The organism is Pseudomonas sp. AIG, assembly GCF_977020205.1.
Genome location: NZ_CDROCK010000015.1, coordinates 1 through 23,304 on the forward strand (window position 1 = coordinate 1; position 23,304 = coordinate 23,304).

The window sequence follows — 23,304 nt, forward strand, 5'->3', positions numbered from 1 at the left end:
TCGCTCCCACAGGGGATCGAGTTGATCAGTGGATCTTCGGCCAAACCGAGATCAAATGTGGGAGCGAGCTTGCTCGCGAAGGGGCCGGCACAGCCAATATCTCCAGAGACTGACACACCGCTTTCGCGAGCAGGCTCGCTCCCACAGGGAATCGAGTTGATCAGAGATCTTCAACCGAACCGAGATCAAATGTGGGAGCGAGCCTGCTCGCGAAGGGGCCGGCACAGCCAATATCTCCAGAGACTGACACTGCGCTTTCGCGAGCAGGCTCGCTCCCACAGGGAATCGAGTTGATTAGAGATCTTCAACCGAACCGAGATCAAATGTGGGAGCGAGCTTGCTCGCGAAGAGGTCGGCACAGCCAATATCTTCAGAGACTGAAACTCCGCTTTCGCGAGCAGGCTCGCTCCACAGGGGATTTGTGGTGGCCGTCAGCTCGCGTGGGTGTTGAGGATGCTCGCCACCTGCTGCGGCTGGCAGTTCAGGTACGGCGACGACTTCAGCCAGCGCTGATCCGGGTACCACGAAAACATGAACTGGCCATTCTTCAGGCGATCAATCACTTGCTTGGCAATCTGCGGCCGCACTGCCGGGCAGCCTTGGCTGCGGCCGATGCGCCCCTGTTTCTTGCTCCACAACGGGTTCACGTAACTGGCGGCGTGAATGACGATCGCGCGATCGCGGGCCATGTCATTGAAACCTGGCTCCAGACCGTCCATGCGCAGCGAATAACCGTGGGTGCCGCTGTAGCTTTCCTGGGTGCGGAACAGACCGAGACTGGATTGATAACTGCCTTCGACATTGGAAAACTGCGTGGCGAAGTTTTCCCCGGAGTTGGAGCCGTGAGCAACCAGATCGCGCAGCACCAACCTCTTTTTACTGAGGTCGAAAATCCACAGTCGGCGTTCGGTGGACGGTTGCGAATAGTCGATGATCGCCAGGTGGCGGGACGGTTTGGCACCGTTGTTGACCGCGCATTGCATGGCGTTCAACGCACCTTTCAGCGCCTGGGGATTGAGTTCTGGCGCGGCGTGCGCGAGGCTGGTGTAGAGAACCGGCGATGGTTTGCCGGCAGCAAAAACTGGACTGGACACCACGACAAGGGTCGCGGTGGTCAACAGAAGTCGGCGCAAAAACGTCAACATTTTATAAAGTGTCCTCACTTGTTACTTATTTGGCACTTTGGCTCCTGACTCCCAGTCAATACCCGCAAGCCCGTCGATCGAGCCTGACTGTTCAGCGCACCTGATGTAAGGTTGGCCATCATCAAGACGGCCATGGATTGGAGTAAAGCAGTTGTTCAAAAAGTACGCATGCTACTTGAGCATTTGTTTGCTCGCTGCGCCGTTTGTCGCTTGTGCCGATGAGCCGCTGCCGCCGCTGGAGACCTTGCCAACGCCCCCGGCCGAGATGCCGGTCGAACCGCAAAGTCCGTTGCAGGCGGTTTTGATCAGTCTGGCGCAGTCGTGTCCGGCCATTGCCGCCCACCTCAACGGCCCGGCGCTGGCGCAGTTGCAGGCCTTCTACCAGCAGCAGGACTGGATGCCGGTGTGGGCCAGCGAATCGGCACGTTTGCCGGCTTTGCAGGCGCAATTGCAGCTGTTGGCCGATGATGGCCTCAATCCAAAACGTTACCCGATCGCGACTGTCGCGCCGCAGGACGGCGAGTTGTGTGCCGACATCGACATCAGTCGCAACTACCTCCAGGCCCTGCAGGATTTACATTACGGTCGCCTGCTGCAATCGCACTTCGAACCGTTGTGGCACGCCGACGACGCCCCGCGTGACCGACAGGCGGAATTGTTGGCCATCGCCGTTCCGGGGCTGCACGACATTCCTGCCGCGTTCGATCTGGCCCGTCCGCGTCTGGCGCAATATCAGGACCTGCGTCAGCTTTATGCGGCGCAACGGCTCAAAGCCTTGCCGCAATGGCAATCGGTGGGCAACGGGCCGCTGCTGCGCCCGGCCATGGAAGACAAGCGCGTGCCGGAACTGGCTCAGCGGCTGTACAGCGAAGGCTATCTGACCCATGCCATCGGTACGCCGGGCAATGCTTACGACGGCGTGCTGGTCGACGCCGTGAAGAGTTTTCAGGCCAACCATTCGTTGCAGGCTGACGGCGTGGTCGGGCCGGGAACGATTGCCGAACTCAACATCAGCCCGCTGACCCGTCGCGAACAGTTGCGGGTCAACCTCGAACGCTTCCGCTGGATGGCCCAGGACCTGGAACCCGATGGCCTGCTGGTCAACGTCGCCGCTGCCGAGCTGACGCTGTATCAGGGCGGTGTAGCCGTGTGGCAAACACGCACTCAGGTGGGCCGCGCCGAGCGCCAGACGCCGTTACTCAAGTCCCGGGTGACGCGCCTGACCCTGAATCCGACCTGGACCGTGCCGCCGACCATCTGGAAAGAAGACAAGTTGCCGGAGATCCGCAAGGACCAGACCTTCCTCAGCCGCCAGAACCTGCAAGTGCTCGACGCCAACGGTCAGCCGCTGGCGGCAGCGGACATCGACTGGGACAACCCCGGCAACATTCTGCTGCGCCAGGACGCCGGGCCGCGCAATCCGTTGGGGCAAATGGTCATCCGCTTCCCCAACCCGTTCTCGGTGTACCTGCACGACACGCCGAGCAAGGCGCTGTTCGAAAAAGGCCCGCGCGCCTTCAGTTCCGGCTGCGTGCGGGTCGAACACCCGATGCAACTGCGTGATCTGCTCCTCACCCCGGCGGAAAAGGCCCGCACCGAAACCCTGCTGGCCACCGGCACCACCCACGAATTTCGTCTGTCGGCGCCGGTGCCGATCCTGATGACTTACTGGACCGCACAGGTCGACAGCAGCGGCCGTGTGCGTTATTCGCCGGACATCTACAGCCGTGACAGCGCCTTGCTCGCCGGGCTTGATCGCGCGCATTGAGCCTCAGCGGGTGTTTCTGTTCCAGAACACCCGCGCCAACCACGCATCGACACTCAATTTGCCCGCCCCGGCGAACACCAGTGGCAGCAGCGCCGCGAGGTAAATCGCCGGCAGCTTGAAGTTGCCGAAGCCTTTGTTAGTGATCGCATACCCCTGCGCCAGCTCGCTCAGTGACGACCAGTCAGCGGGCCAGTGCACGGCGGCGGTGGCGACGACGGTGACCACGATCAGCGAAATCGCCGAAATGCGCGTGCCGAACCCGAGCAGAATCGCCAGCGCACAGATCAGTTCGGCCCACATCGACAGCTCCCAGTTCAGCGTCGCCGGCAGGTGATCGAACGGGAAGGGGAATTTGTCCTGGATGTCTTCGAACCAGTTCTGCCCGTTGAATTTCTCCAGTCCGGACTCGAAGAATTCCCAGGCGACGAACAGGCGCAGCGTCAGTGGGGCGAGCCAGGTACCGGCGCGGTCGAGGTTCAGGTGCAGGTGTTTGACGGTGGTGGAAAGGGTGGTGGTCATGGTGCAGCTCCGGTGAATTGAATGAAATCGACCGGGGCATTTCAGCGTCGGGGTGTATCGGGGATGTGTCGGCGGGGTGGCAGATTGTGCTTTTGGTGTGTCTGCGGCTTCGGGGTATACAGTGCGATACAGTCAAAAGCCCCTCACCCTAACCCTCTCCCGGAGGGAGAGGGGACTGACCGTGGGATATTGAAGAGGTACGCCGACGTGAGAGTTTTCTTCTGAATCCATAATCGACTCAGTCTTTCAGGTCGATGTATAACGCCAGACACCCCGATCGGCTCCCTCTCCCTCCGGGAGAGGGCTGGGGTGAGGGTGACAAGGCTGGACGCGCCCCCAAAGCCCAGTCAGCATGACCAAAAAAATGGACCACCCCACATGCGACGACTTCCCTCACTGGCCGCCCTGCGCACTTTCGAATGCGCCGCCCGTCACGCGCATTTCGGCCGGGCAGCCGCCGAACTCTGTGTCACCGACAGCGCCGTCAGCCATCAAATCCGCCAGCTGGAAGAACAACTCGGCGTCTCGCTGTTCATCCGCGAAGGCCGACAAATCCGCCCGACCATCGCCGCCGGCCGCCTGATGCAAAGCCTGCAACAGGCCTTCGAACTGATCGGCGAGGCCTGCGATGAATTGCGCGATCCGTCCTCGCTGGCCGTGCTCAGGCTGGCCGTCACCGCCGAACTCGCGCAGAAGTGGCTGATGAGCCGCCTCACCGATTTCTACGCGCGCTATCCGCACATCACCTTGCACCTTTACGAACAACCGATCGACGCCAGTGCGCCGGGCGAAGACATCGACCTGGCGATCACCTACGGCACCGGCCCGGTGGACAGCAGCGCCTACTTCGTCCGTCCGCTGCCAGCCCTGCAGTTCTTCCCGGTATGCAGCCCCGGCCTGTTCAACCAGGGCACCTTGAAAACGCCGAAGGATCTGGCCCGCCACTGCCTGCTGCACGACGATCAGGACGGCAAGACCTGGACCGCTTGGCTGACCAGCCACGCCGGCGATCAACGCCCGCAGCGTCAGTTGTATTTCGCCCACGCTGGACTGGCGCTGGAAGCAGCGGCGCAAGGGCAGGGGGTGGCCATGGGCGACAACCTCACCGCCCAGGAGGATTTACAAAGTGGCCGGCTGGTACGGCCCTTCGCCTCCAGCATGACAGCCCTCGGCCAGTACGCACTGGTCTGCGAGCGACTGCGGCTGGAGCGTCCGGCGGTGGCGCAGATGCTCGAATGGTTCAACGATCAACTGGTCGATTGATGAGTTGAATTCAACTGTTCCGTAATAATCATCGTTGGCGAGCGCGCCGCCCGTGCCCTTAGCCTGTGGTCATTCCAATCCCATCGCGAAGACGAGGTTTGACCATGGCACGTTTGCTCGACTCCACCCCCAAACACGACGGCTTCCGTCTGCCCGGCGAATTCGAAGCCAAGTCCGGCTGCTGGCTGGGCTGGCCGGAACGCACCGACGTGTGGCGCAACGGCGCGAAACCGGCGCAGAAAGTCTGGGTGCAGATCGTCACCGCCATCTCCCACAGCGAACCGGTCACCGTGTGCGCCTCGGCCGCGCAATTCGCCACGGCGCGCCGGCAGTTGCCGCCGCAAGTGCGCGTGGTCGAGATGACCTGCAACGACACCTGGTTCCGTGACAGTGGCCCATGCTTTGTGGTCAACGACCAGAGTGGTGAAGTGCGCGGCGTCGATTTCGAATTCAACGCCTATGGCGGCCTCGACGGCGGGCTGTATTACCCGTGGGACAAGGACGACCAGATCGCCAGCAAGATTCTCGAGATCGAGCGTTTCGACCGCTACCGTGCGCCGCTGATTGCCGAGCTGGGCGGCATCCAGAGCGACGGCCAGGGCAGCATCCTCACCACCGAACAATGCCTGCTCAACCGCAATCGCAACCAACATCTGGGCAAGGACGAAGTCACCCGGCGCCTGACCGATTACCTCGGCGCCGAGCAAGTCATCTGGCTGCCACGCGGCTGCAAGTTCGACGAAACCGACGGCCATGTCGACGACCTCGCCTGTTTCGTGCGTCCAGGTGAAGTGGTGCTGCAATGGACCGACAACCGCGACGATCCGCAGTGGGAAATCTACCAAGAGGCTTACGATATCCTGCGCAGCACCCGCGACAGCCGTGGCCGCGAGCTTATCGTGCACAAGCTGCCGCAACCGGACGTGCTCGAGTGGACCGCCGAAGAAGCCGACGGCCTCGATCAGCAAGACAGCACCCACACCCGTCAGGCCGGCACGAAAATCTGCGCGTCGTACATCAACTATTACGCCGGCAACAGCTCGATCGTGGTGCCGCTGTTCGGTGATCGCAATGACAAAGTCGCGCTGGCGACGCTGGCCGAACTGTTCCCGCAGCACAAGATTGTCGGCATTGAAAACTCCCGGGAAATCCTCCTTGGTGGCGGCAACGTCGCGTGCATCACCATGCCGCAATACGCCGGCCTGAAAAAAGGAGCCTGACCATGCGCCTGCACAAACTGACTCAAGCCTTGATGCTGGTGCTCGCACCCTTGTGTGTGCAGGCCGCCGACACCGCGAAACCGGTGGTCAATCTGTATATATGGGGCGAGTACCTCGCGCCGGATACGTTGAAGAATTTCGAGGCGAAAACCGGTATTCATGTGGTCGCCGATCACTTCGATTCGCTGGAAACCGTCGAGACCAAACTGCTGACCGGGCGCAGCGGCTACGACTTGGTGCTGACCGCCGGCCAGCACCTGTCGCGGGCCATCGAGAGCGGCGCGATCCAGCCGCTGGACAAGGCCCGGGTGCCGCACTTTGCCGGGGTTGGCGAGGAGTTCCGCCAGCACATGGCGGTGTTCGATCCGGGCAATCGCTACGCGGGGATTTACGCTTGGGGCACCACTGGCGTCGGCTATCAGGAGGAGGCGATCAAGCAGCGGTTAGCCGAGGCGCCGACGGACAGTTGGGCGATGTTGTTTGATCCGGCAGTGGTGTCCAAATTCGCCGATTGCGGGGTGAGTCTGCTCAACGATCCGAACGAGCTGTTCGCTGCTGTCATGAAGTACATGGGGCTGGACATCAATCGGCAGAATCTCGATGACTTGAAACTCGCCGAGCAGCAACTGGCGAAGATCCGGCCGTACATTCGTTACTTCGACAATGACCTGAACATCAGCGACCTGGCCAACGGCAATACCTGCGTGGCGATGTCGTGGAACGGCAATGTGGCGATCGCGGCGGGGCAGGCGCAAGTGGCGCAGAAGCCGTTCAAGTTGAGTTACCGGATTCCGAAAGAGGGCACGCTGATCTGGTTCGATGCCATGGTCATACCCAAGGACGCGCCGCATCCGCAGGCCGGGTTGGCGTTGATGGATTATCTGATGACGGCGGAAGTGATTGCGCCGATCACCGACACCATTCACTACGCCAATGCGATCACGGCGGCGGATGGCTTGGTGGACGCGTCGATTCGCAATGATCCGGGGACGTATCCGTCCGAGCAGGTCAGGGCTTCGCTGTATAGCAAGAATGACAATGGCAAGGCGTTCAATCGGGCTTTGATTCGGGCGTTCAGCCGATTGAAGTCTGGGCTGTGAAAAGCTGACCCTCACCCCAGCCCTCTCCCAGAGGGAGAGGGGGCCGACCGAGGTGTCTTGCGTTAAACATCGACCTGAAAGACCGAGTCGATTATGGACATTTTGGCGCTCATGGATTCACAGACGCTATTTCAAGTCGGTGTAGATCTCCAATCTCCCCCAATCAGTCCCCTCTCCCTTTGGGCGGTCCGACGTTTCGGGAGGGCTAGGGTGAGGGCAACGGTTTCGGCACCCGCCACAAATACCAAGCCGCCACCGTCCGATACGGCCGCCACGCCAACCCAATCTCAACCATCTGCCTGCGCGTCGGCTGCACCTCCAGCCCCTTCAACCGCCGATACCCCTCACGCACGCCAAAATCATCCGCCGGCAAAACATCCATGCGCTCCAGGCTGTAGATCAGCAACATTTCCACGGTCCAGCGACCCACCCCGTGCAAACTGACCAAACGTTCGATCAACGCCTCATCGTCCATCGCCAGCGCCGTGGCGTAATCCGGCACCACGCCATCCAGCGTCGCTTGGGCGATCCCCTGAATCGTCGCAATCTTGCCCGCCGAAAACCCGCAACTGCGCATGCGCTCAAAATCCGTCGCAAGAATCTGCTCCGGCCGCGGAAACGACTGCCCGGGAAACAACCCCACCAACCGCCCGACAATCGCATCGCCAGCCTTGGCATGCAGTTGCTGATAAGCAATCGCCCGCACCAGCGACTCGTACGGATCACGCGCCGGATGCGCTTGGTGCAGGCACGGGCCGACCGCTGCGATATGGCGCTGCCAATCCGGATCGAGCGCGGCCAGAAACTCGCTGGCCGCTTGATAGGCGTCGGCCATGCTATTTCAGCAGGCCGTTGACTTCGCCATAGGTGAAAGCCTTGAGGTCATGGGTGTCGAGTTTGCCGCTGGCGAGAAAGCTTTTCACCAGCCCACCCATGGCGCCGTAGAGGAATTCGGCGATGCCGGAGCCCGCGCTCAAGCGGCGTACGCCCAGTGCTTGCAGTTCTTCCGGTGAAGGCAGGCAGGCGAAACCAAGGACATTGACCGGCAGCGTCGTGCCTTTGCAGATGGCCTCGATTTCATAGGCCGATGTGACACCTGCCGCGAACAAACCATCGGCACCGGCCGCTTGATACAGCGCCGCACGGTGCAGGGTTTCGGCGACGCGATCTTCGGCCGGGACGAGGCTTTTCAAATAGACATCGGTACGCGCATTGATGAACAGCTGCACATCGCGTTTGCCGGCGACCTGTCGCGCCACTTCGATCTTGCGCGCGAGCAACTCAGGATCGGCAGAACCGTCCTCGATATTGATCCCCACGACACCCGCCGCGATCACCGCATCCAGCACTTCCGCCACGCGCCCGAGGTCATCGGAGTAACCGGCCTCGACGTCCACGGTCAACGGAATGCTGATCACCCGGGCGATGGCTTCCACCGTCGACACCAACCGTTCAAGGGGCAGGGCGTTGCCGTCCGGGTAACCGTGGGCCCAGGCCACCGCCGCACTGCTGGTGGCCACGGCTTTACCGCCCAGGTGCTCGACCAGTCGCGCACCGGTGGCGTCGGCGACGTTCGTCAGAATCAACAGGCCTTGCTGGTGCAACTGGTGGAACTGCGTAGCGAGCGCGTTCATCAAAAATCCTTCTTGTCAGTTGATGGGGTTGGTCAGAATGCCAAAGGTTGGGTGAGCTGCACGGCGGCGTTTTCCAGCCGCAGCAGAAACGCCTTGCGCGGCTGCCCACCACCATAGCCGGTCAGCGAGCCATCCGCGCCGATCACCCGATGGCAGGGCACCACAATCGACAGCCGATTGTGCCCGTTGGCCAGACCGACCGCGCGACTGGCGCCGGGTTTGCCTAAACCGGCGGCGATGGCGCCGTAGGTGCGGGTGTGGCCGTAAGGGATTTGCAGCAGCGCCGACCAGACCTGCCGGGCGAACTCGCTGCCGGGCAAATGTAGAGGCACGGTAAAGGTATTCAATTGGCCGGCGAAATACTGCGCCAGTTGCTGCTCGATCTGTTGCAAATGCGCGTTGTGTCCGGGTGCGACCGCATAGCCATGGCGGTGTTGCAGTTCTTCGACTTCACGGGTCAGCGCCGGCCGATCAAGAAACTCCAGCAGCACCAGTCCCCGGCGTTCGGCCATGGCGATCATCTGTCCGAGCGGTGTGGTCAGCCGGGTGAACAGCAGCGGCTCGCTCTGTTCGGCGCGACCCGGAGTGATGTGAAAGGACTTCTGGAAGGCATCACGAAAGCCGCTGAGCGATTCATAACCTGAATCAAACGCGGCATCATCAATCGACGTGCCTTGCTTGATCCCGCCCAGCGCCATGCCCAAGCGGCGCGTACGCAGCCACGCATGAAAGGTCATGCCGAAATGCTGCTTGAACCAGCGTCGCAGCTTCAGCGGTTCGATGCCTTCGGCGAGCAACTGCGCATCGCTCCAGCGCACCTCCGGATCGGCTTCCACGGCTTTGAGCAAGCGCTGCACCCAGTCCGGTGCAATGGCCGCGGCGTCCAGCGGTTTGCAGCGCAGGCAGGCGCGATAGCCGGCCGACATGCATTCGTCAGCCTGGGCGAAAAACTCGACGTTCTCCGGTTTCGGCTTGCGCGCCGTACAACTGGGGCGGCAGAAGATTCCGGTGGTTTTCACGGCCGTGAAGAACACGCCTTCATAGGCAGTGTCGCGTTCGAGCATGGCGCGAACCATCTCGGCGTGGGGCGGCAGGGCAGCGGTTTGTATGTTCATGGCTGGAGAGTAAAACCAGTTTGTCGATGGCTCCACCGAAAAATCGGCAGTGAATTTTCAAATCCCCTGAACTACCGTGTAGGAGCTGCCGCAGGCTGCGATCTTGATCGTTCCCACGCTCTGCGTGGGAATGCAGCCCGGGACGCTCAGCGTCCAACAATCAAAGATTCGCAGACTTTGGCAGCTCCTACCGTTCGTTGAGGTGTGCCCGATGCATCCGTTTTCCATCCAACACATTGATCACATCGTCCTGCGCGTCGCCGACCTGCAACGCAGCATCGACTTCTACGGCCAGGTCTTCGGCGCCGAAGTGGTCAAACGCAACGAACCGCTGGGCCTGATACACCTGCGCGCCGGCACTTCGATGATCGACCTTGTCGACCTGCAAGGTGAGCTCGGCCGCAAGGGCGGCGGGGCGGCCGGCAGCGAGCGGCGTAATGTCGATCACTTCTGCCTGCGCATCGAACCGTTCGATGAAGCGGCGCTGATTGCACACCTGCACACCTTCGGCCTGAGCGTGGCAAAAGCCGAATCACGCTTCGGCGCCGAGGGCAAAGGCTTGTCGCTTTACTGTTTCGACCCGGACGGCAATCAGGTCGAACTCAAAGGCCCGTCCGCGGCTTAAGCGCGTTTCGCCATCAGCAGCACCGAAGCCGCCGCCGACAGTAGGCCCGCGCAGCAGCGATTGAAGATCCGTTTGCCACGCGGCTCGGCGAACCAGCGGCGCATGTGCAGGCCCATCCACGCGTAGGCGCTGATGGCGATCCATTCCAGCAGCAGAAACAGCACGCCCAGCACCGCGAATTGCGCCGGCACCGGCCGCGCCGGGTCGACGAACTGCGGCAGAAACGCGGTAAACAACAGGATCGCCTTTGGATTGCCCGCCGCCACCAGAAACTCCTGCCGCGCCAACGCAAAGAAGCCAACGGTCGCGCCCGTTATCTGCTGCTCGGCCTCGGGATTGGCCCGCCACAGTTGCCAGGCCAGATACAGCAGATACGCCGCGCCGACGATCTTGATCGCATGGAACAACCATTCCGAAGTCTGCAACACCACCGACAGGCCCGCGCCGGCCAGCGCAATCATCCCGGCGAACGCCAGAATCCGCCCAATACCCGCCGTGCAGGCACGGCGAAAGCCATAGCGCGTGGCGTTGCTCACCGACAGCAGATTGTTCGGTCCGGGGGCCATGTTCAGGGCGAAACAGGCCGGAAGAAACAGCGTAAGGGTGGCGAGATCCATGACGGCACTCCAGTAACGAGAACGATATTTTTATCACAGCCCCGGCGTGGCCAGACCCATACAGTCACGCAGCGCTGTCGCAGTACAGCGCCCGGCGCTGTTGGGCAACGCGGTCGAACTTTTTGCAGATGCCTTCACTCTGAATCAATCAGAGGGTGATGGTTTCGGCAGAAAAAGCTATCCACCCGGTCAGAATCAGCGATAGCCGTGTAAGATTTCGCCGACGCAGCACTCACCCCGTTTGGCCCCAGGCGGCCCCATCAAGAGCGATCTACATGCAAGCAAAGGCCCGTGAAGTTTATGTGCCACCGGTGCTGCAAGATCTGCGGGCCGGCACTGCCGAGCTGCACATCGCACTGGAAAAACGCCTTCCTTTTTTCTCCGATACCCTCGATACCCAGGCTTTTGTGCGGCTGATGCAGGCTTATCACGGCTTCTATCTGCCGCTGGAAAACGCCCTGCAGAACAGCCATTCGATACCTGCCGATTTTGATCTGACGCCGCGTCTCAAAACGCCAACCCTGCGCGCTGACCTGCGAGCCTTGGGGGTATCCGCCGAAGCGCTGCAAAACCTGCCGCACTGCCAGCAATTGCCGATCATCGACTCAAGCGCTGCCTGCCTGGGCGTGCTCTACGTGCTCGAAGGTGCGACGCTCGGCGGGCAAATCCTGCGCCGCGAAATCTCTTCACGATTAGGCCTGGAAGCCAATAACGGCGCGGCCTTCCTCGATATCTACGGCGCCGCTACGGGTCGCCGCTGGCGTGACTTCATCGAATACCTGGGCACTCGGCCGATGAGCGCCGAAGAGCGCGCCTCCGTCGTCACCGCGGCACAAACTACATTCAGCTGTTTCGAGCACTGGCTCGAAAGCCGCGAGGTACTGGCATGACTCCGCAAGACAAAGAAGCCTTTGAAGAACTGCTGGCCAACTGTGCCGACGAGCCGATTCGTTTCCCCGGTGCGATCCAGCCCCACGGTCTGCTGCTGACCCTGAGCGAGCCTGAACTGGCGATCATTCAGGTCAGCGCCAACGTCGAAACCCTGCTGGCCCGTACGCCGCTAAGTTTGATCGGTCAGCCACTCGAAAGCCTGATCGGCGACGCTGAAGCGGCACAAGTGCGCGAAGTGTTGCTGCAACCGTCGCTGTCCGACGCACCGCCGCTGCACTTCCGGCTCAACGGCACCGCGTTCGAGGGCCTGGTGCATCGCCATCAGGGCGTGCTGATTCTGGAGCTGGAAATCCACGTCGAGAACTTCCAGCCACGCAACGTCGCCGGCAACCAGACTCATCTGGGGCGCATGCTCCAGCGTCTGCAAGCGGCGACCACGTTGCAGGCGCTGTACGACATCAGCGTCAAGGAAATCCAGGCCATGACCGGTTACGACCGGGTGCTGATCTATCGTTTCGAGGAGGAGGGCCACGGTCAGGTCATCGCCGAGGCCTCCGATCCGTCGATGGAAGTGTTCAATGGCCTGTTCTTCCCGGCCTCGGATATTCCCGAACAGGCGCGCGAGCTGTATCGCACCAATTGGCTGCGGATCATCCCCAATGCCGACTACCAACCGGTGCCGCTGTTGCCGAAGTTGCGCCCGGACACCGACACGCCGCTGGACCTGAGTTTCGCCACGCTGCGCAGCGTGTCGCCGATCCACTGCCAGTACATGAAGAACATGGGCGTGCTGTCCTCGATGAGCATTTCCCTGCTCAAGGGCGACAAGCTCTGGGGCTTGATCAGTTGCGGCAATCGCCAGCCGTTGCATGTGCCACACGAGTTGCGCGCGGCATGTCAGACCATCGGCCAGGTGCTGTCGCTGCAGATCAGCGCCATGGAAGCGCTGGAGATCAGCCGTCAGCGTGAGGAAAAAGTCGAGGCGTTGGCGTTGCTCAATCAAGCGATGATCGACTCGCCGCAAAATGTCTTCGACGGTCTGGCCAATCAGCCGCAAACGCTGATGGCACTGACCAATGCCGGCGGTATCGCAATCATCGAAGACAAACAATTGCACCGCTACGGCAACTGCCCGGAGCCGGACGAAATCCGTGCCTTGCACAAGTGGTTGCAGGACAGCGGCGAGGCGGTGTTTGCCAGTCATCACCTGGCCAGCGTCTACCCGCCGGCCGCGCATTATCAGCAGGTGGCCAGCGGCGTGCTCGCCATGAGCCTGCCGAAACCGGTGGACAACGGCGTGTTCTGGTTTCGTCCGGAGGTCAAGGAGAACATCAATTGGAGCGGCGATCCGCGCAAGCCGCTGGACCTGGAAAACTCCGACGCCGGCCTGCGTTTGCGCCCGCGCACCTCGTTCGAAATCTGGAAAGTCGAGATGGCCGGGATCTCCACCAAGTGGAGCCACGGTGATCTGTTCGCCGCCAACGATCTACGGCGTTCGGCACTGGAAAATGATCTGGCGCGGCAAGTGCGCCGCGAGCAGGAAGCGGTGCGCGCCCGCGATGAGTTGGTGGCGGTGGTGTCGCACGATCTGCGCAATCCGATGACGGTGATTTCGATGCTCTGCGGCATGATGCAGAAGGCCTTCAGCTCCGACGGTCCGCACACTTCGCGGCGGATTTCCACGGCCATCGATACCATGCAACAGGCCGCCGGACGCATGAACACGCTGCTGGAGGATTTGCTCGACACCTCGAAAATCGATGCCGGGCGCTACTCCATCACCCCGCAGAAACTCGACGTCGGGCAGATGTTCGAGGAAGCGCAGGCGCTGCTCGCGCCGCTGGCGCTGGACAAGGACATCAGCATTTCCTTTGACGCCGATCCTGATTTGCGCATTCACGCTGACCCGGAGCGGCTGTTTCAGGTGCTGTCGAACCTGGTCGGCAACGCGATCAAGTTCACCCCGCGCCTGGGCACGGTGGGCGTGCTTGCCACTTCCGTCGGCGATGACATCGTTTTCACCGTGCGCGACAGTGGCGAAGGCATTCCCAAGGAACATCTGCCGCACGTGTTCGATCGTTACTGGACGGTGAAAGAGGGCAACCCGACCGGCACGGGTCTGGGTTTGTACATCACTCAAGGCATCGTCGAAGCCCACGGCGGGCGGATTTTCGCCGAGAGCGAACCGGGGCAGGGCAGCGAGTTCCGCTTCACCGTGCCGCGCCTGGACTGAACATCGATTTTATGTGGGAGCGAGCCTGCTCGCGAATGGGGTGTGATCGTTCCCACGCTCCGCGTGGGAATGCCTCAACGGACGCTCTGCGTTCGGCTCTGCAGGGGACGCGGAGCGTCCCGGGCTACATTCCCACGCAGAGCGTGGGAACGATCAGGATCACAGGGGCATTTTCTTCAATACCGGGGATTGGGTGCTCGATACCGTGAGCACCTTGTTCCTCGATTTGAAGCAGGTGTGCGATGAGTCTGATTGTTTCCATGGCGGCGTTTGCGCTGGCGGCGTCCATCACGCCGGGGCCGGTGAACATTGTCGCGTTGAGTGCCGGGGCGCAGTTCGGTTTTCGCGCCAGTCAGCGGCATGTCGCCGGGGCCACGCTGGGGTTTGTGTTGTTGCTGGTGCTGATGGGGCTGGGCCTGCACGAAGTGCTCAAGCTTTGGCCATTCATGACCCGGGTGGTGCAACTGGCCGGTGTGGTGTTTCTGCTGTTCATGGCGTGGAAACTGGCCACGGATGACGGTCAGTTGAATGCCGGAAATTCCGGGCGGGCGCCGTCGATGCTGTATGGCGCGGTGATGCAATGGCTCAACCCGAAAGCCTGGCTGGCCTGCGTCGCAGGGATGGGCGCGTTTGTCGCCGATGGCGAGGCGCGGCTGGTCTGGCAGTTTGCGGCGGTGTATCTGGTGATCTGTTATCTGTCGGTGGGCTGCTGGGTGTATGCCGGGACGTTCTTGCGTGGGTATCTGAGCAATGCGGCGGGGATGCGTTGGTTCAATCGGAGCATGGCGGGGCTGTTGGCCGTCAGCGCGATATACCTGCTGCTACCGTAAACCCTGTAGGAGTGAGCCTGCTCGCGATAGCGGTCTGTCAGTTACCATTGATGGTGGATGACACACCGCTATCGCGAGCAGGCTCACTCCTACAAAGGATCGTGGGTCGCCGAGAGATTGATTAGTTGAACGGCTGCTGAAAGGCGTCGCCCTCAATGTGCCAGACCTTCGGTTCCTCGGAAAAATAGTCCTCCAGACCCAACATGAAGACCCGATGGTCCTCACTCGCTTCAAAACCCGGCGAGTGATCCTCAAGTGATTGCCAGCGCACAATCAAATTGAACACCTCAGGCGTTTCGATCCCTTGCGCGAGCATGTGGCCGCCGTAACCCTGTGCGCGCATGAGCAGTGGCTCGACCTCGGCAAATGCCTGCCGGAAGGCTTCGGTTTTCCCTGTGTGCACGGGCAGTAAAGCGATCTCATAAATCATGGTGATCTCCTTGCGCTGAGTTCAGCGATTGGCGAGTTCTGGCGACGGTACGACAGCAATCGCGATTTTGCCTTGAACGCCGTTGTTGGGCGTCTCCAGCCGGGCATGGGCGAGGCCGATGTCGGCCAGCGAATAGACCGCGCCAACGTGTGGGCGCAACTGACCGTTTGCGATCAATGCGCTCAGCTCATCGAGCTTGCCGCGGTTCTGCCGGGTGAACACGAAGTGATAGCTGGCGTTCTTGCCCCAGGCCTGAATCAGGTTTTGTGGCCGGGCAAGGTCGACAATCGACACCACGCGGCCAAGCTGTGCGAGCGCGTCGGGACTGCGCGACAGGGTGTCGCCGCCGATGGTGTCGAACACCACATCGACGCCGCTCCCGTCGGTTTCGCGCAGGATCGCTTCGACGTAATCTTCCTTCTCATAGTCGATCAGCACATCGGCGCCCATGCGCTGGGCGAACTCGAAATTGCCTTCACGCACCGTGGTGAAGACCTTCGCGCCAATGGCTTTGGCCAACTGGATCGCAACATGGCCGACGCCGCCTGCACCGCCGTGGATCAGAATGCTTTCGCCGACTCTGAGCGCGGCTCGCACGACCAATGCTTCCCACGCGGTCCCGCCGACCAGGCTCAGGCTGGCCGCTTCGAGATGACTCAACGCGGGCGGCTTCTTGCCGACAATGCTTTGCGCCGCAACGTGGTACTCGGCATAACTCCCCGGACCGTCGAATATTTGCGGGGTGTACCAGACTTCGTCGCCCGGCACGAACGCCGTCACCCCCGGGCCGACGGCTTCGACAACGCCGGAGACGTCGTGCCCGGTAATGGCGGGGAGGGGCACCAGATCGGCATAGTCGCCACGGCGCACCTGGTAATCCAGCGGATTGATGGAGGTGGCGTGCACCCGTACCAGCACTTCGCCCGCTTGTGGCACTGGCTTGGGCACGTCACACAGTTCGAACGATTGCGCGCCGCCAAATGATGTAAGGATCATCGCTTTCATTGCATTGCCTCGTTTCGATAAAAAGGGATATCGGGAAATATCGATATCATGGGGTAAAAAATTACAGCTCGCTGCCGATGATCTCGGCCAGCGCACTGATCGCTGCTTCGTTGCGTTTGTAATAAGTCCACTGGCCGATGCGCCTGACTTCGACCAGGCCCGCGCGTTGCAGCGTCGCCAGATAGTCAGACACCGTCGACTGCGACAGCCCGACGCCTTCCTGAATACTGCTGACGCAAACGCCCACGGTGTGCACGTCACCCTCATCCTGCGGAGGAAAGTGTTTCTCGGGATCCTTCAAGCCTTTGAGGATTTCCAGGCGTGTGCGGTTCGAGAGGGCTTTGAAGATTTCGAGTAGTTCCATGCCGCGACGATATCGGAATTTACCGATATGTCAATATCTCAATTCAAAGGTCATCAGCCGATGATGCTGGCATTTGACCTTGTGGGAGCGAGCCTGCTCGCGAAAGCGCTGGCACAGTCAATATCCCCGTGACTGATACACCGCTTTCGCGAGCAGGCTCGCTCCCACAGGGGGACGTGTTGAGTTTCAGATGAAGTGTCAGCCGCGATACTGGCCGGGCGTGGCCGCCAGATGCTGCTTGAACGCCCGCTGAAAATGCGCCTGATCGGCAAACCCTGCCTCAAGCGCCACATCCGCAATCAACTGGCCGCGGCGCAAACGCTCGCGGGCAAACTGGATGCGCTGGTTGACCACAAACGCGTGGGGCGTCATGCCGTAATGCTGTTTGAAGGCGCGGATCAGGTACGACGGTGACAGCTGCGCCGCCGCGCAGATGTCGTCGAGATTCAGCACCCCGGTGCAGTGTTCGCGGATAAAGTCAGCCGCGCGTTCCAGTTTGAAATTCGGCTCGCGCAACGACGGCCCGGCAGGGTTGAGGTGCAGTTGCAGGTCGCTGAAGAATTCCACTGCCGCGCTTTGCTTGCGCAAGACATCCTGCTGCTCGTCGACCAATACCTCGTAAAGCAAGATCAGGTCGCGAAACAATCCTGCGTCCTGCAGATGCGTGTCGGAAAACCGCCGAAACTCAAGCTCGGCACTGAACCCCAACTGATGCTGCAAATCCCTCAGCCAAGGCGTCTCGACATACAGCATCACATAAGACCACGGCTGATCATCGATCGGATTGCAGGCGTGAACATCGCCGGGATTCATCAGCACCACCGTCCCCGTCGCCACTTCGAACTGCGCCTGTTCATGCACATAGGTGCTGCGCCCGGCGGTGATCGCACCAATGGAAAAGTGCGCATGCGAATGCCGGGCGTAGCAGACCTCGCGGCCATCGGCGATGGCCCGCGCTTCAATGAACGGCAGCGCCGCGTCGCGCCAGAAACGCGGGGCTTTTTCAGGGTTTTTGGCGGCAGCGTGTTTCATCGTTGTTATTCCCGGCAGGCCAGTGCGCCAGTGTATTAGCTCTGGCCGGCAAAGGCCCGTTCGAGTTCGGCAATGTCGAGTTTTTTCATTGTGAACATGGCCTGCATCGCGCGCTGCGATTTGCTGGTGTCGGCATCCAGCATCATGTGCATGAACGCCACCGGGACGATCTGCCATGACACCCCAAACTTGTCCTTGAGCCAGCCGCATTGCTGGGCTTCGACGGGACCTCCTTCGGACAGGTTGCCCCAGAAATGGTCGACTTCTTCCTGATTCTGGCAGTTGACCTGAAACGAGATCGCCTCGCTGAACGTGAACATCGGCCCACCGTTGAGCCCGGTGAAGGTCTGGCCATCGAGCTCGAAACTGACGGTCATCACCGCACCTTCCGGCTTGCCGTGAAATTCCTGGCCGACCTTGCTGTAGTGGGTCAGGCCGGTGATTTTCGAGTGATCGAAGATCGAGCAGTAGAACTTCGCGGCGGCTTCGGCCTGATCGTCGAACCACAGGCAGGGCGTGAGCTTTTGAAAGCGTTGCATGGCAGTCATCCTCGGCAGGTTAGACACGCAGGATTAACAGCGTAGTCAGTCCTTGGTCGATTGCCGGTGCCGTAGATCGACAATTGCCGAGCATTGGAAATCCTGACGATGGAGACACCGAGCCGAAGACCGGCTTTTCCTTGCGTGCCTTGATGTAGTCGTAATGACAAGGTTTCAGGTCGAATTGACTATGTCCGGCTTGTGTCAAATTGACTCGTTATTGTGCAACTAACTGATTCTGTTGAATTGAAAATCTGGCACGAGACTTGATGTACTCAACTTACCTAAAGGAACCGCTCAGGAGTACGCCACCATGCTCACTTTCTTCGAAAGCCCGCTGAACGTTCTGCACTTGTCGAGCAAAGTCCTCGTCGCCGGTCTGCTCATGCTGCTGGCCGGCATTTACGGCGCGTATCTCTACAACGGTCAGATGCCGATTGCGCTGCTGGTGGCGATGCATTCGCTGACCATCCTCGGCCCGACCCTGATCAAGATCGGCTACGTCATGCGCCTGCTGGCGCAGTACCGCATCCGTGGTCCGCGGATGATCCGGCAAACCGCATAATTCCTGTGGGATTACTTGGATATGTTGTCAACGCAAAACCCTGTAGGAGTGAGCCTGCTCGCGATGGCGTCGGCACAGTCTGCACTTGTATTGCCTGAAATGCCGCTATCGCGAGCAGGCGGAGACCTACAATGATCAGCGGTGTTCTGGAGCTCAGCGGCGCTCGGCAACCATCAGCAATGACTGCGGCAGCTGACTTTGCGGGTGTTGTGGCTCTTGCAGGTTGGCCAGTTGGAATCCGGCCATGTCCAGCGCATTAAGCCAACTCGACAGTGTGCGGAAATACCAGGGCATCGGCTGCCACTGGCCCTTGAACCCGGCGAAGGTTTCTTCGCGCCAGCCATCCTGATAATCCCCAGCCGCCACAGCCCACGGATGCAAGGTCTGAATGACCAGCGCGCCGCCGGGATCCAGCAATGTATGCATCGCCGCAAGCAGCGGAATAATGTCCTGATGCAGCAGCGAGAAGTTGGCGCAAACCAGGTCGTAGTCGCGACCGATGTCGACCGTCCCATCGACCAACGCGTCATAACTGGCGACATGTACCCGCGCCGCCCCCGCCAAACGCGCCGCTTCGACCAGCCGCGCATCGCCATCCACCCCGACGGCATCAATCCCGCGATCCGCCAGCGCCCGCAACAACCAGCCTTCGCCACACCCCAAATCCAGCACGCGCTGCGGCTGCCGGCCCATGATCGCCAGCAGAATCGCTTGATCGGTCACCTGCTGACGGCTTTCGATGGCGCCACTGCGGATCACTTCGATCCAGGCATCGGCGTTGGTGTGCCAACTCTGCAAAAGGCTGGATTCGGGGGAGGGCATGGCGGTTTCCCAATTATTGAAAAGCCACAGTATGGACGCTGATCGCAGGTGCGCCGCTAGGGCTTGTAGATCAGCGCATCCACCACAACCCCGAACGCTGACGAATGCTCGCGACGATTCGGGTAATAAAGATGATAGCCGGCGAAGGGCTGGCACCAGTCCTCCAGCACTCGCACCAGGCTGCCGTCGGCCAAATTCCCGGCGACCATGTCTTCGGGCAGAAACCCCAGACCACAGCCCGCCACGGCCGCGCGCAGGATCGGCACACTGCTGTTGAAGGTCCATTGCCCCTCGACCCGGGCCTTGAGTTCGTGCCCGTCCTTCTCGAAATCCCATTGCATCAGGCTGCCGTGAGTCGGCAGGCGCAGATTGATGCAGTTGTGCGCGGCCAGATCGCCCGGCTCCCTGGGAAATGACCGCCCCCGAAAGTACTCAGGTGACCCCACAACTGCGATGCGCAACGGCGGGCCGATCGGCACGGCGATCATGTCCTTGGCCACCTGATCGCCCAGCCGCACACCGGCGTCATAGCGCTGCGCGACAATGTCGGCGAGCGCGTAATCGACGGTGATTTCGACCTTGATGTCGGGGTAGTCCGGCAGCACCTTCAGCAGCTTCGGCCAGAGAATATTGTTCGCCGCATGCTCCGAGGCCTGGATGCGCACATTGCCGGCCGGGGTGTCGCGAAATTCGCTGACTGCCGCCAGTTCCAGTTCGATCTCGTCAAAGCGTGGCGCCATCGATTGATACAAGCGCTGACCGGCCTCAGTCGGGGAAACACTGCGGGTGGTGCGCGTCAACAGGCGTACGCCCAATCGGCTTTCCAGCGCGCGCATGGTGTGGCTCAGCGCCGACTGCGAGACGCCCAGTTGCGCGGCGGCGCGAGTGAAGCTGCCTTCGCGAGTGATGACCACGAAGGCTTGCAGGTCGTTGAGGTTGGCGCGGGACATTGATGAAAACCTCTCATGAGGAGCGCGTGATTATTCCATGTAAGCAGGTCGCGCACGGATGCGCGACCCTCAAAGCGCTCAGCACAGGGTGCGGTTTTTCTTTGAGCAATGGCCACGTCAGGTCAACTGCACTGTCATTTTTTTGCAGCCGCCAACACTTCATTCAGCGCTGCGTTGGCCCGTTCGGCAGTCTGTGCATCAACATGTTTTTTCAGCCGCTCGGTGACTTGGCGCAACTGTGCCGCGCTGAGCCCGACGCGCAGGCTCGCCGCCGTGTGCGAGCGCAGTTGCGATTCCACGCCCGGGGTTGCCGCCAGCGCCCCGACGGTGGCTAGTTCGCGACTTTGCCAGTCGAGGTTGTCGCGCTCGAAGATATCGCCGAACAGATGGGTTTGCAGAAACTGGTTGGCCACCGGGGCGAACTCGAACACCGGGCCTTTGACCGGAGCGCCGGAGATCTTCGTTTGATTCGCGGCGCCGGCGGCCAGCAGCTCATCACCGACTGGAATCGCCCGGCTCGGCTCACGCCCCGGCGCATCTTCGATGCCGCGTTGTTTGCGCGCCTGCACCACGGTCATCAGCTCGTTCAAGGCGTTGAGGCTGCGCGGGAAACCGACGTAGGCGTAAAGCTGCACGAGAATTTCCCGGGTTTCGCTGATGCTCAGGCCCGCATCGAGACCTTGATTGAGGGCTGCGTTGAGGTTGGGCATGTCGCTGGTCGCCATGAACGCGGCGATCAGTGGAATGGTTTGTTGTTTACTCGACAGTGCTGCTGCGCTGACTGGCGTGCTGGTCATGGTTTGCGATGCCTCGGCTGCTTGAGTGGTAACGCTGAATATCGCCCCGACGCTCAGGCAGAGCGCCATGAGTGCGGGGAGGGCAGTGCTGTTGCGTCGGTCAGTGGTCATCGTGATGAGCGACAAGGCAACAAATGGCGCAATTAATCGATTCATTGGATGAACTCCGGTCAGACAGTGAGTCATCCGTGCAGGGAACCGCCGTGGCAGGGCAAGTGATTGCCTAGCCCTTGAGAGGGTTATCTGATAGCCAGCCGTTCACGCGTTCCATGGTTTTGCGCTCCTGCTCGCCCTCCATTACAAAACCTTCGATCAGCCTGGCATTGGGCGCGTGCTGTTCGAGGACACTGCGGCTATTGCCCAAACCAAATCCACCGTGGGTGTTGAAGGGGATGAGGGTCTTGCCGGTCAGGTCGTGGGTGCTGAGAAAGGCACGCACGATCGGCGGGGCGGTTTCACCCCAGATCGGAAAACCCAGATAAATCGTGTCGTAGTCGCTGAGGGCATGAACCCTGTTTTGCAGCTCGGGTTCGAAGCCGCTGTCGCGCTCCTGACGCGCCTGCTCCACGGTTTGCAGATAGTCCTCGGGGTAAGCGCGGGCCGGTCGAATCTCAAAGAGATCGGCACCGAGTCCACGTTGAATCAGCCCGGCGACCACTCGGGTATTGCCCGAGCGCGAGAAGTACGCGACCAGAATCCGCGAGCCTGAGCGCGGTGTTTCACTGGCGCTTTGCGTGTCGGCGAGCGACAGCAGTGGGGCGCTGGCCAGTGCGGCGATAACGGTGCGCCGCAGCGGATCGTGATCGTGGCTCATCGGCCGACGCGCGCCTTGAGGGCTTCGGGATAACGCTCGCCTTCGATGCGGATTTGCGCCAACGCGGTGTCAATTGCCTGGAGTTCAGCAGCGTCGAGGGTGATGTCCGCGCCGCCGAGGTTTTCTTCCAGGCGATGCAGTTTGGTCGTCCCCGGAATCGGCACGATCCACGGTGCCTGCGCGAGCAGCCAGGCCAAAGCGATCTGCGCCGGGGTGGCTTGTTTCTGCGCGGCGATCTGACGGATCAACACAACGAGGCCCTGATTGGCTTGCAGCGCCGACTGGCTGAAACGCGGGACGATGCTGCGGAAGTCATCGCTGCCGTAAGTGGCCTCGGCCGACACCGTGCCGGTGAGAAAACCTTTGCCTAACGGGCTGAACGGCACGAAGCCGATGCCCAGTTCCCAAAGCGTCGGCAGGATTTCCTGCTCGGGCTCGCGCCACCACAGCGAGTATTCGCTTTGCAGCGCCGTGACTGGTTGCACTGCATGGGCACGGCGAATGGTTTGCGCACCCGCTTCCGACAGGCCGAAGTGCTTGACCTTGCCTTCGCCGATCAGATCTTTCACCGCACCGGCGACGTCCTCGATCGGCACGTCCGGGTCGACGCGGTGCTGGTAGAGCAAATCGATGTAATCGGTTTTCAGTCGGCGCAACGAACCCTCGACGGCCATCCGAATGTGCTCGGGGCGGCTGTTGAGAATCTGCTGTTTATTGTCGTCGCCGAAGGTGAAGCCAAACTTGGTGGCGATGACGACTTTGTCGCGAACCGGCGCCAGCGCTTCGCCGACCACCTGCTCGTTCAGGTAAGGGCCGTAGACCTCGGCGGTGTCGAAGAACGTCACGCCTCGGTCAACGGCTGAACGGATCAGTGCGATGGCTTGTTGGGTCTCCGTGGCCGGACCGTAGCCATGGCTCAGGCCCATGCAGCCAAGGCCGAGGGCGGATACTTCGAGTGAACTGGTGCCGAGTGTGCGTTTGTGCATGTCGATCTCCCGTTGGGCGTAGGGAGAACAGTAAGCGAGG

25 protein-coding genes are annotated in these 23,304 nt (G+C 61.0%); 9 read left to right on the top strand and 16 right to left on the bottom strand.

Going from position 1 to position 23,304, the window contains the following annotated elements; translation table 11 throughout:
* Positions 1-431: 431 nt before the first annotated feature.
* Positions 432-1,145: a murein L,D-transpeptidase catalytic domain family protein gene (locus tag ACWR1S_RS11465; RefSeq protein ID WP_331691356.1), complete on the bottom strand. Its 714-nt coding sequence runs from the start codon at positions 1,143-1,145 to the stop codon at positions 432-434.
* A gap of 151 nt (positions 1,146-1,296) precedes the next feature.
* Here ACWR1S_RS11465 and ACWR1S_RS11470 point away from each other — a divergent pair, with 151 nt between their 5' ends.
* Entirely contained in the window at positions 1,297-2,913 is a 1,617-nt protein-coding gene (locus ACWR1S_RS11470; RefSeq protein WP_454563554.1) for a L,D-transpeptidase family protein, read from the top strand.
* A 3-nt stretch (positions 2,914-2,916) separates the two neighbouring features.
* Here the strand turns inward: ACWR1S_RS11470 and ACWR1S_RS11475 are convergent, their stop codons facing one another.
* Positions 2,917-3,432, bottom strand: coding sequence for an HvfX family Cu-binding RiPP maturation protein (locus ACWR1S_RS11475; protein ID WP_454563555.1), 516 nt, complete (start codon positions 3,430-3,432; stop codon positions 2,917-2,919).
* A 378-nt stretch (positions 3,433-3,810) separates the two neighbouring features.
* Here ACWR1S_RS11475 and ACWR1S_RS11480 point away from each other — a divergent pair, with 378 nt between their 5' ends.
* The 3 genes from ACWR1S_RS11480 (at position 3,811) to ACWR1S_RS11490 (ending at position 7,015) form a co-directional block, all read left to right on the top strand.
* Positions 3,811-4,695 carry a LysR substrate-binding domain-containing protein gene (locus tag ACWR1S_RS11480; protein ID WP_454563556.1) on the top strand — a complete coding sequence of 295 codons (885 nt, stop codon included), beginning with the start codon at positions 3,811-3,813 and terminating at the stop codon, positions 4,693-4,695.
* A gap of 104 nt (positions 4,696-4,799) precedes the next feature.
* Positions 4,800-5,915 carry an agmatine deiminase gene (gene aguA, locus ACWR1S_RS11485; protein WP_454563557.1) on the top strand — a complete coding sequence of 372 codons (1,116 nt, stop codon included), beginning with the start codon at positions 4,800-4,802 and terminating at the stop codon, positions 5,913-5,915.
* Positions 5,916-5,917: 2 nt separating this feature from the next.
* Positions 5,918-7,015: an extracellular solute-binding protein gene (locus ACWR1S_RS11490; protein WP_454563558.1), complete on the top strand. Its 1,098-nt coding sequence runs from the start codon at positions 5,918-5,920 to the stop codon at positions 7,013-7,015.
* A gap of 205 nt (positions 7,016-7,220) precedes the next feature.
* Here the strand turns inward: ACWR1S_RS11490 and ACWR1S_RS11495 are convergent, their stop codons facing one another.
* Genes ACWR1S_RS11495 through ACWR1S_RS11505 form a run of 3 tightly spaced genes read right to left on the bottom strand, consistent with a single transcriptional unit; the run spans position 7,221 to position 9,764 of the window.
* Entirely contained in the window at positions 7,221-7,850 is a 630-nt protein-coding gene (locus ACWR1S_RS11495; RefSeq protein ID WP_454563559.1) for a DNA-3-methyladenine glycosylase family protein, read from the bottom strand.
* Position 7,851: 1 nt separating this feature from the next.
* Positions 7,852-8,649 (bottom strand): isocitrate lyase/PEP mutase family protein, encoded by a 798-nt coding sequence (locus tag ACWR1S_RS11500; RefSeq protein WP_454563560.1) that lies wholly within the window; start codon positions 8,647-8,649, stop codon positions 7,852-7,854.
* Between the two features lie 32 nt (positions 8,650-8,681).
* Positions 8,682-9,764 carry a bifunctional transcriptional activator/DNA repair enzyme AdaA gene (locus tag ACWR1S_RS11505; protein WP_454563561.1) on the bottom strand — a complete coding sequence of 361 codons (1,083 nt, stop codon included), beginning with the start codon at positions 9,762-9,764 and terminating at the stop codon, positions 8,682-8,684.
* Positions 9,765-9,975: 211 nt separating this feature from the next.
* Between ACWR1S_RS11505 and ACWR1S_RS11510 the strand changes: the two genes are divergently transcribed.
* Positions 9,976-10,389 (top strand): VOC family protein, encoded by a 414-nt coding sequence (locus tag ACWR1S_RS11510; RefSeq protein ID WP_454563562.1) that lies wholly within the window; start codon positions 9,976-9,978, stop codon positions 10,387-10,389.
* Here ACWR1S_RS11510 and ACWR1S_RS11515 read toward each other — a convergent pair.
* Positions 10,386-11,006, bottom strand: coding sequence for a LysE family translocator (locus ACWR1S_RS11515; protein WP_454563563.1), 621 nt, complete (start codon positions 11,004-11,006; stop codon positions 10,386-10,388). The genes ACWR1S_RS11510 and ACWR1S_RS11515 overlap by 4 nt on opposite strands.
* Positions 11,007-11,281: 275 nt before the next feature.
* On the opposite strand from ACWR1S_RS11515, the gene ACWR1S_RS11520 reads away from it, so the two are divergent.
* The 3 genes from ACWR1S_RS11520 to ACWR1S_RS11530 all read left to right on the top strand — a co-directional run bounded on the left by ACWR1S_RS11520 (position 11,282) and on the right by ACWR1S_RS11530 (position 14,960).
* A complete protein-coding gene (locus ACWR1S_RS11520; RefSeq protein ID WP_454563564.1) occupies positions 11,282-11,896 on the top strand; it encodes a biliverdin-producing heme oxygenase in 615 nt (204 codons plus the stop codon).
* Positions 11,893-14,130, top strand: coding sequence for an ATP-binding protein (locus tag ACWR1S_RS11525; protein WP_454563565.1), 2,238 nt, complete (start codon positions 11,893-11,895; stop codon positions 14,128-14,130). The genes ACWR1S_RS11520 and ACWR1S_RS11525 overlap by 4 nt, the downstream gene beginning before the upstream one ends.
* A gap of 242 nt (positions 14,131-14,372) precedes the next feature.
* The gene (locus tag ACWR1S_RS11530; protein ID WP_454563566.1) at positions 14,373-14,960 is read left to right on the top strand and encodes a LysE family translocator; all 588 of its coding nucleotides are present in this window, start codon (positions 14,373-14,375) and stop codon (positions 14,958-14,960) included.
* Between the two features lie 121 nt (positions 14,961-15,081).
* On the opposite strand, the gene ACWR1S_RS11535 is transcribed toward ACWR1S_RS11530, so the two are convergent.
* The 5 genes from ACWR1S_RS11535 to ACWR1S_RS11555 form a co-directional block, all read right to left on the bottom strand.
* Positions 15,082-15,390, bottom strand: a complete 309-nt coding sequence (locus ACWR1S_RS11535) for an antibiotic biosynthesis monooxygenase family protein (RefSeq protein ID WP_454563567.1) — start codon at positions 15,388-15,390, stop codon at positions 15,082-15,084.
* A gap of 21 nt (positions 15,391-15,411) precedes the next feature.
* Complete coding sequence (locus tag ACWR1S_RS11540; protein ID WP_422609770.1) at positions 15,412-16,395, bottom strand: zinc-dependent alcohol dehydrogenase family protein; 984 nt, start codon at positions 16,393-16,395, stop codon at positions 15,412-15,414.
* 61 nt (positions 16,396-16,456) lie between these two features.
* Positions 16,457-16,759 carry an ArsR/SmtB family transcription factor gene (locus ACWR1S_RS11545; RefSeq protein WP_077572353.1) on the bottom strand — a complete coding sequence of 101 codons (303 nt, stop codon included), beginning with the start codon at positions 16,757-16,759 and terminating at the stop codon, positions 16,457-16,459.
* Positions 16,760-16,957: 198 nt separating this feature from the next.
* Entirely contained in the window at positions 16,958-17,791 is an 834-nt protein-coding gene (locus tag ACWR1S_RS11550) for an AraC family transcriptional regulator (protein WP_454563568.1), read from the bottom strand.
* Between the two features lie 35 nt (positions 17,792-17,826).
* Positions 17,827-18,330 (bottom strand): VOC family protein, encoded by a 504-nt coding sequence (locus tag ACWR1S_RS11555; RefSeq protein ID WP_454563569.1) that lies wholly within the window; start codon positions 18,328-18,330, stop codon positions 17,827-17,829.
* 313 nt (positions 18,331-18,643) lie between these two features.
* Here ACWR1S_RS11555 and ACWR1S_RS11560 point away from each other — a divergent pair, with 313 nt between their 5' ends.
* Positions 18,644-18,895 carry a transmembrane sensor/regulator PpyR gene (locus ACWR1S_RS11560; RefSeq protein ID WP_454563570.1) on the top strand — a complete coding sequence of 84 codons (252 nt, stop codon included), beginning with the start codon at positions 18,644-18,646 and terminating at the stop codon, positions 18,893-18,895.
* Between the two features lie 153 nt (positions 18,896-19,048).
* Here ACWR1S_RS11560 and ACWR1S_RS11565 read toward each other — a convergent pair whose 3' ends face one another.
* The 5 genes from ACWR1S_RS11565 to ACWR1S_RS11585 form a co-directional block, all read right to left on the bottom strand.
* Positions 19,049-19,717 carry a class I SAM-dependent methyltransferase gene (locus ACWR1S_RS11565; RefSeq protein WP_454563571.1) on the bottom strand — a complete coding sequence of 223 codons (669 nt, stop codon included), beginning with the start codon at positions 19,715-19,717 and terminating at the stop codon, positions 19,049-19,051.
* Positions 19,718-19,773: 56 nt separating this feature from the next.
* Entirely contained in the window at positions 19,774-20,667 is an 894-nt protein-coding gene (locus ACWR1S_RS11570) for a LysR family transcriptional regulator (protein WP_454563572.1), read from the bottom strand.
* A 134-nt stretch (positions 20,668-20,801) separates the two neighbouring features.
* Entirely contained in the window at positions 20,802-21,575 is a 774-nt protein-coding gene (locus ACWR1S_RS11575; RefSeq protein WP_454563606.1) for a carboxymuconolactone decarboxylase family protein, read from the bottom strand.
* 112 nt (positions 21,576-21,687) lie between these two features.
* Positions 21,688-22,278, bottom strand: coding sequence for a flavodoxin (locus tag ACWR1S_RS11580; RefSeq protein ID WP_454563573.1), 591 nt, complete (start codon positions 22,276-22,278; stop codon positions 21,688-21,690).
* Positions 22,275-23,264, bottom strand: coding sequence for an aldo/keto reductase (locus ACWR1S_RS11585; protein ID WP_454563574.1), 990 nt, complete (start codon positions 23,262-23,264; stop codon positions 22,275-22,277). Before ACWR1S_RS11585 ends, ACWR1S_RS11580 begins: the two co-directional genes overlap by 4 nt.
* Positions 23,265-23,304 lie beyond the last annotated feature (40 nt).

What these genes read in the sequence shown, in the direction of transcription:
- ACWR1S_RS11465 (WP_331691356.1), bottom strand. Translation starts at nt 1,145, where the DNA reads ATGTTGACGTTTTTGCGCCGACTTCTGTTGACCACCGCGACCCTTGTC.
- ACWR1S_RS11475 (WP_454563555.1), bottom strand. Translation starts at nt 3,432, where the DNA reads ATGACCACCACCCTTTCCACCACCGTCAAACACCTGCACCTGAACCTC.
- ACWR1S_RS11480 (WP_454563556.1), top strand. Translation starts at nt 3,811, where the DNA reads ATGCGACGACTTCCCTCACTGGCCGCCCTGCGCACTTTCGAATGCGCC.
- aguA (WP_454563557.1), top strand. Translation starts at nt 4,800, where the DNA reads ATGGCACGTTTGCTCGACTCCACCCCCAAACACGACGGCTTCCGTCTG.
- ACWR1S_RS11490 (WP_454563558.1), top strand. Translation starts at nt 5,918, where the DNA reads ATGCGCCTGCACAAACTGACTCAAGCCTTGATGCTGGTGCTCGCACCC.
- ACWR1S_RS11495 (WP_454563559.1), bottom strand. Translation starts at nt 7,850, where the DNA reads ATGGCCGACGCCTATCAAGCGGCCAGCGAGTTTCTGGCCGCGCTCGAT.
- ACWR1S_RS11500 (WP_454563560.1), bottom strand. Translation starts at nt 8,649, where the DNA reads ATGAACGCGCTCGCTACGCAGTTCCACCAGTTGCACCAGCAAGGCCTG.
- ACWR1S_RS11505 (WP_454563561.1), bottom strand. Translation starts at nt 9,764, where the DNA reads ATGAACATACAAACCGCTGCCCTGCCGCCCCACGCCGAGATGGTTCGC.
- ACWR1S_RS11510 (WP_454563562.1), top strand. Translation starts at nt 9,976, where the DNA reads ATGCATCCGTTTTCCATCCAACACATTGATCACATCGTCCTGCGCGTC.
- ACWR1S_RS11515 (WP_454563563.1), bottom strand. Translation starts at nt 11,006, where the DNA reads ATGGATCTCGCCACCCTTACGCTGTTTCTTCCGGCCTGTTTCGCCCTG.
- ACWR1S_RS11520 (WP_454563564.1), top strand. Translation starts at nt 11,282, where the DNA reads ATGCAAGCAAAGGCCCGTGAAGTTTATGTGCCACCGGTGCTGCAAGAT.
- ACWR1S_RS11525 (WP_454563565.1), top strand. Translation starts at nt 11,893, where the DNA reads ATGACTCCGCAAGACAAAGAAGCCTTTGAAGAACTGCTGGCCAACTGT.
- ACWR1S_RS11530 (WP_454563566.1), top strand. Translation starts at nt 14,373, where the DNA reads ATGAGTCTGATTGTTTCCATGGCGGCGTTTGCGCTGGCGGCGTCCATC.
- ACWR1S_RS11535 (WP_454563567.1), bottom strand. Translation starts at nt 15,390, where the DNA reads ATGATTTATGAGATCGCTTTACTGCCCGTGCACACAGGGAAAACCGAA.
- ACWR1S_RS11540 (WP_422609770.1), bottom strand. Translation starts at nt 16,395, where the DNA reads ATGAAAGCGATGATCCTTACATCATTTGGCGGCGCGCAATCGTTCGAA.
- ACWR1S_RS11545 (WP_077572353.1), bottom strand. Translation starts at nt 16,759, where the DNA reads ATGGAACTACTCGAAATCTTCAAAGCCCTCTCGAACCGCACACGCCTG.
- ACWR1S_RS11550 (WP_454563568.1), bottom strand. Translation starts at nt 17,791, where the DNA reads ATGAAACACGCTGCCGCCAAAAACCCTGAAAAAGCCCCGCGTTTCTGG.
- ACWR1S_RS11555 (WP_454563569.1), bottom strand. Translation starts at nt 18,330, where the DNA reads ATGCAACGCTTTCAAAAGCTCACGCCCTGCCTGTGGTTCGACGATCAG.
- ACWR1S_RS11560 (WP_454563570.1), top strand. Translation starts at nt 18,644, where the DNA reads ATGCTCACTTTCTTCGAAAGCCCGCTGAACGTTCTGCACTTGTCGAGC.
- ACWR1S_RS11565 (WP_454563571.1), bottom strand. Translation starts at nt 19,717, where the DNA reads ATGCCCTCCCCCGAATCCAGCCTTTTGCAGAGTTGGCACACCAACGCC.
- ACWR1S_RS11570 (WP_454563572.1), bottom strand. Translation starts at nt 20,667, where the DNA reads ATGTCCCGCGCCAACCTCAACGACCTGCAAGCCTTCGTGGTCATCACT.
- ACWR1S_RS11575 (WP_454563606.1), bottom strand. Translation starts at nt 21,575, where the DNA reads ATGACCACTGACCGACGCAACAGCACTGCCCTCCCCGCACTCATGGCG.
- ACWR1S_RS11580 (WP_454563573.1), bottom strand. Translation starts at nt 22,278, where the DNA reads ATGAGCCACGATCACGATCCGCTGCGGCGCACCGTTATCGCCGCACTG.
- ACWR1S_RS11585 (WP_454563574.1), bottom strand. Translation starts at nt 23,264, where the DNA reads ATGCACAAACGCACACTCGGCACCAGTTCACTCGAAGTATCCGCCCTC.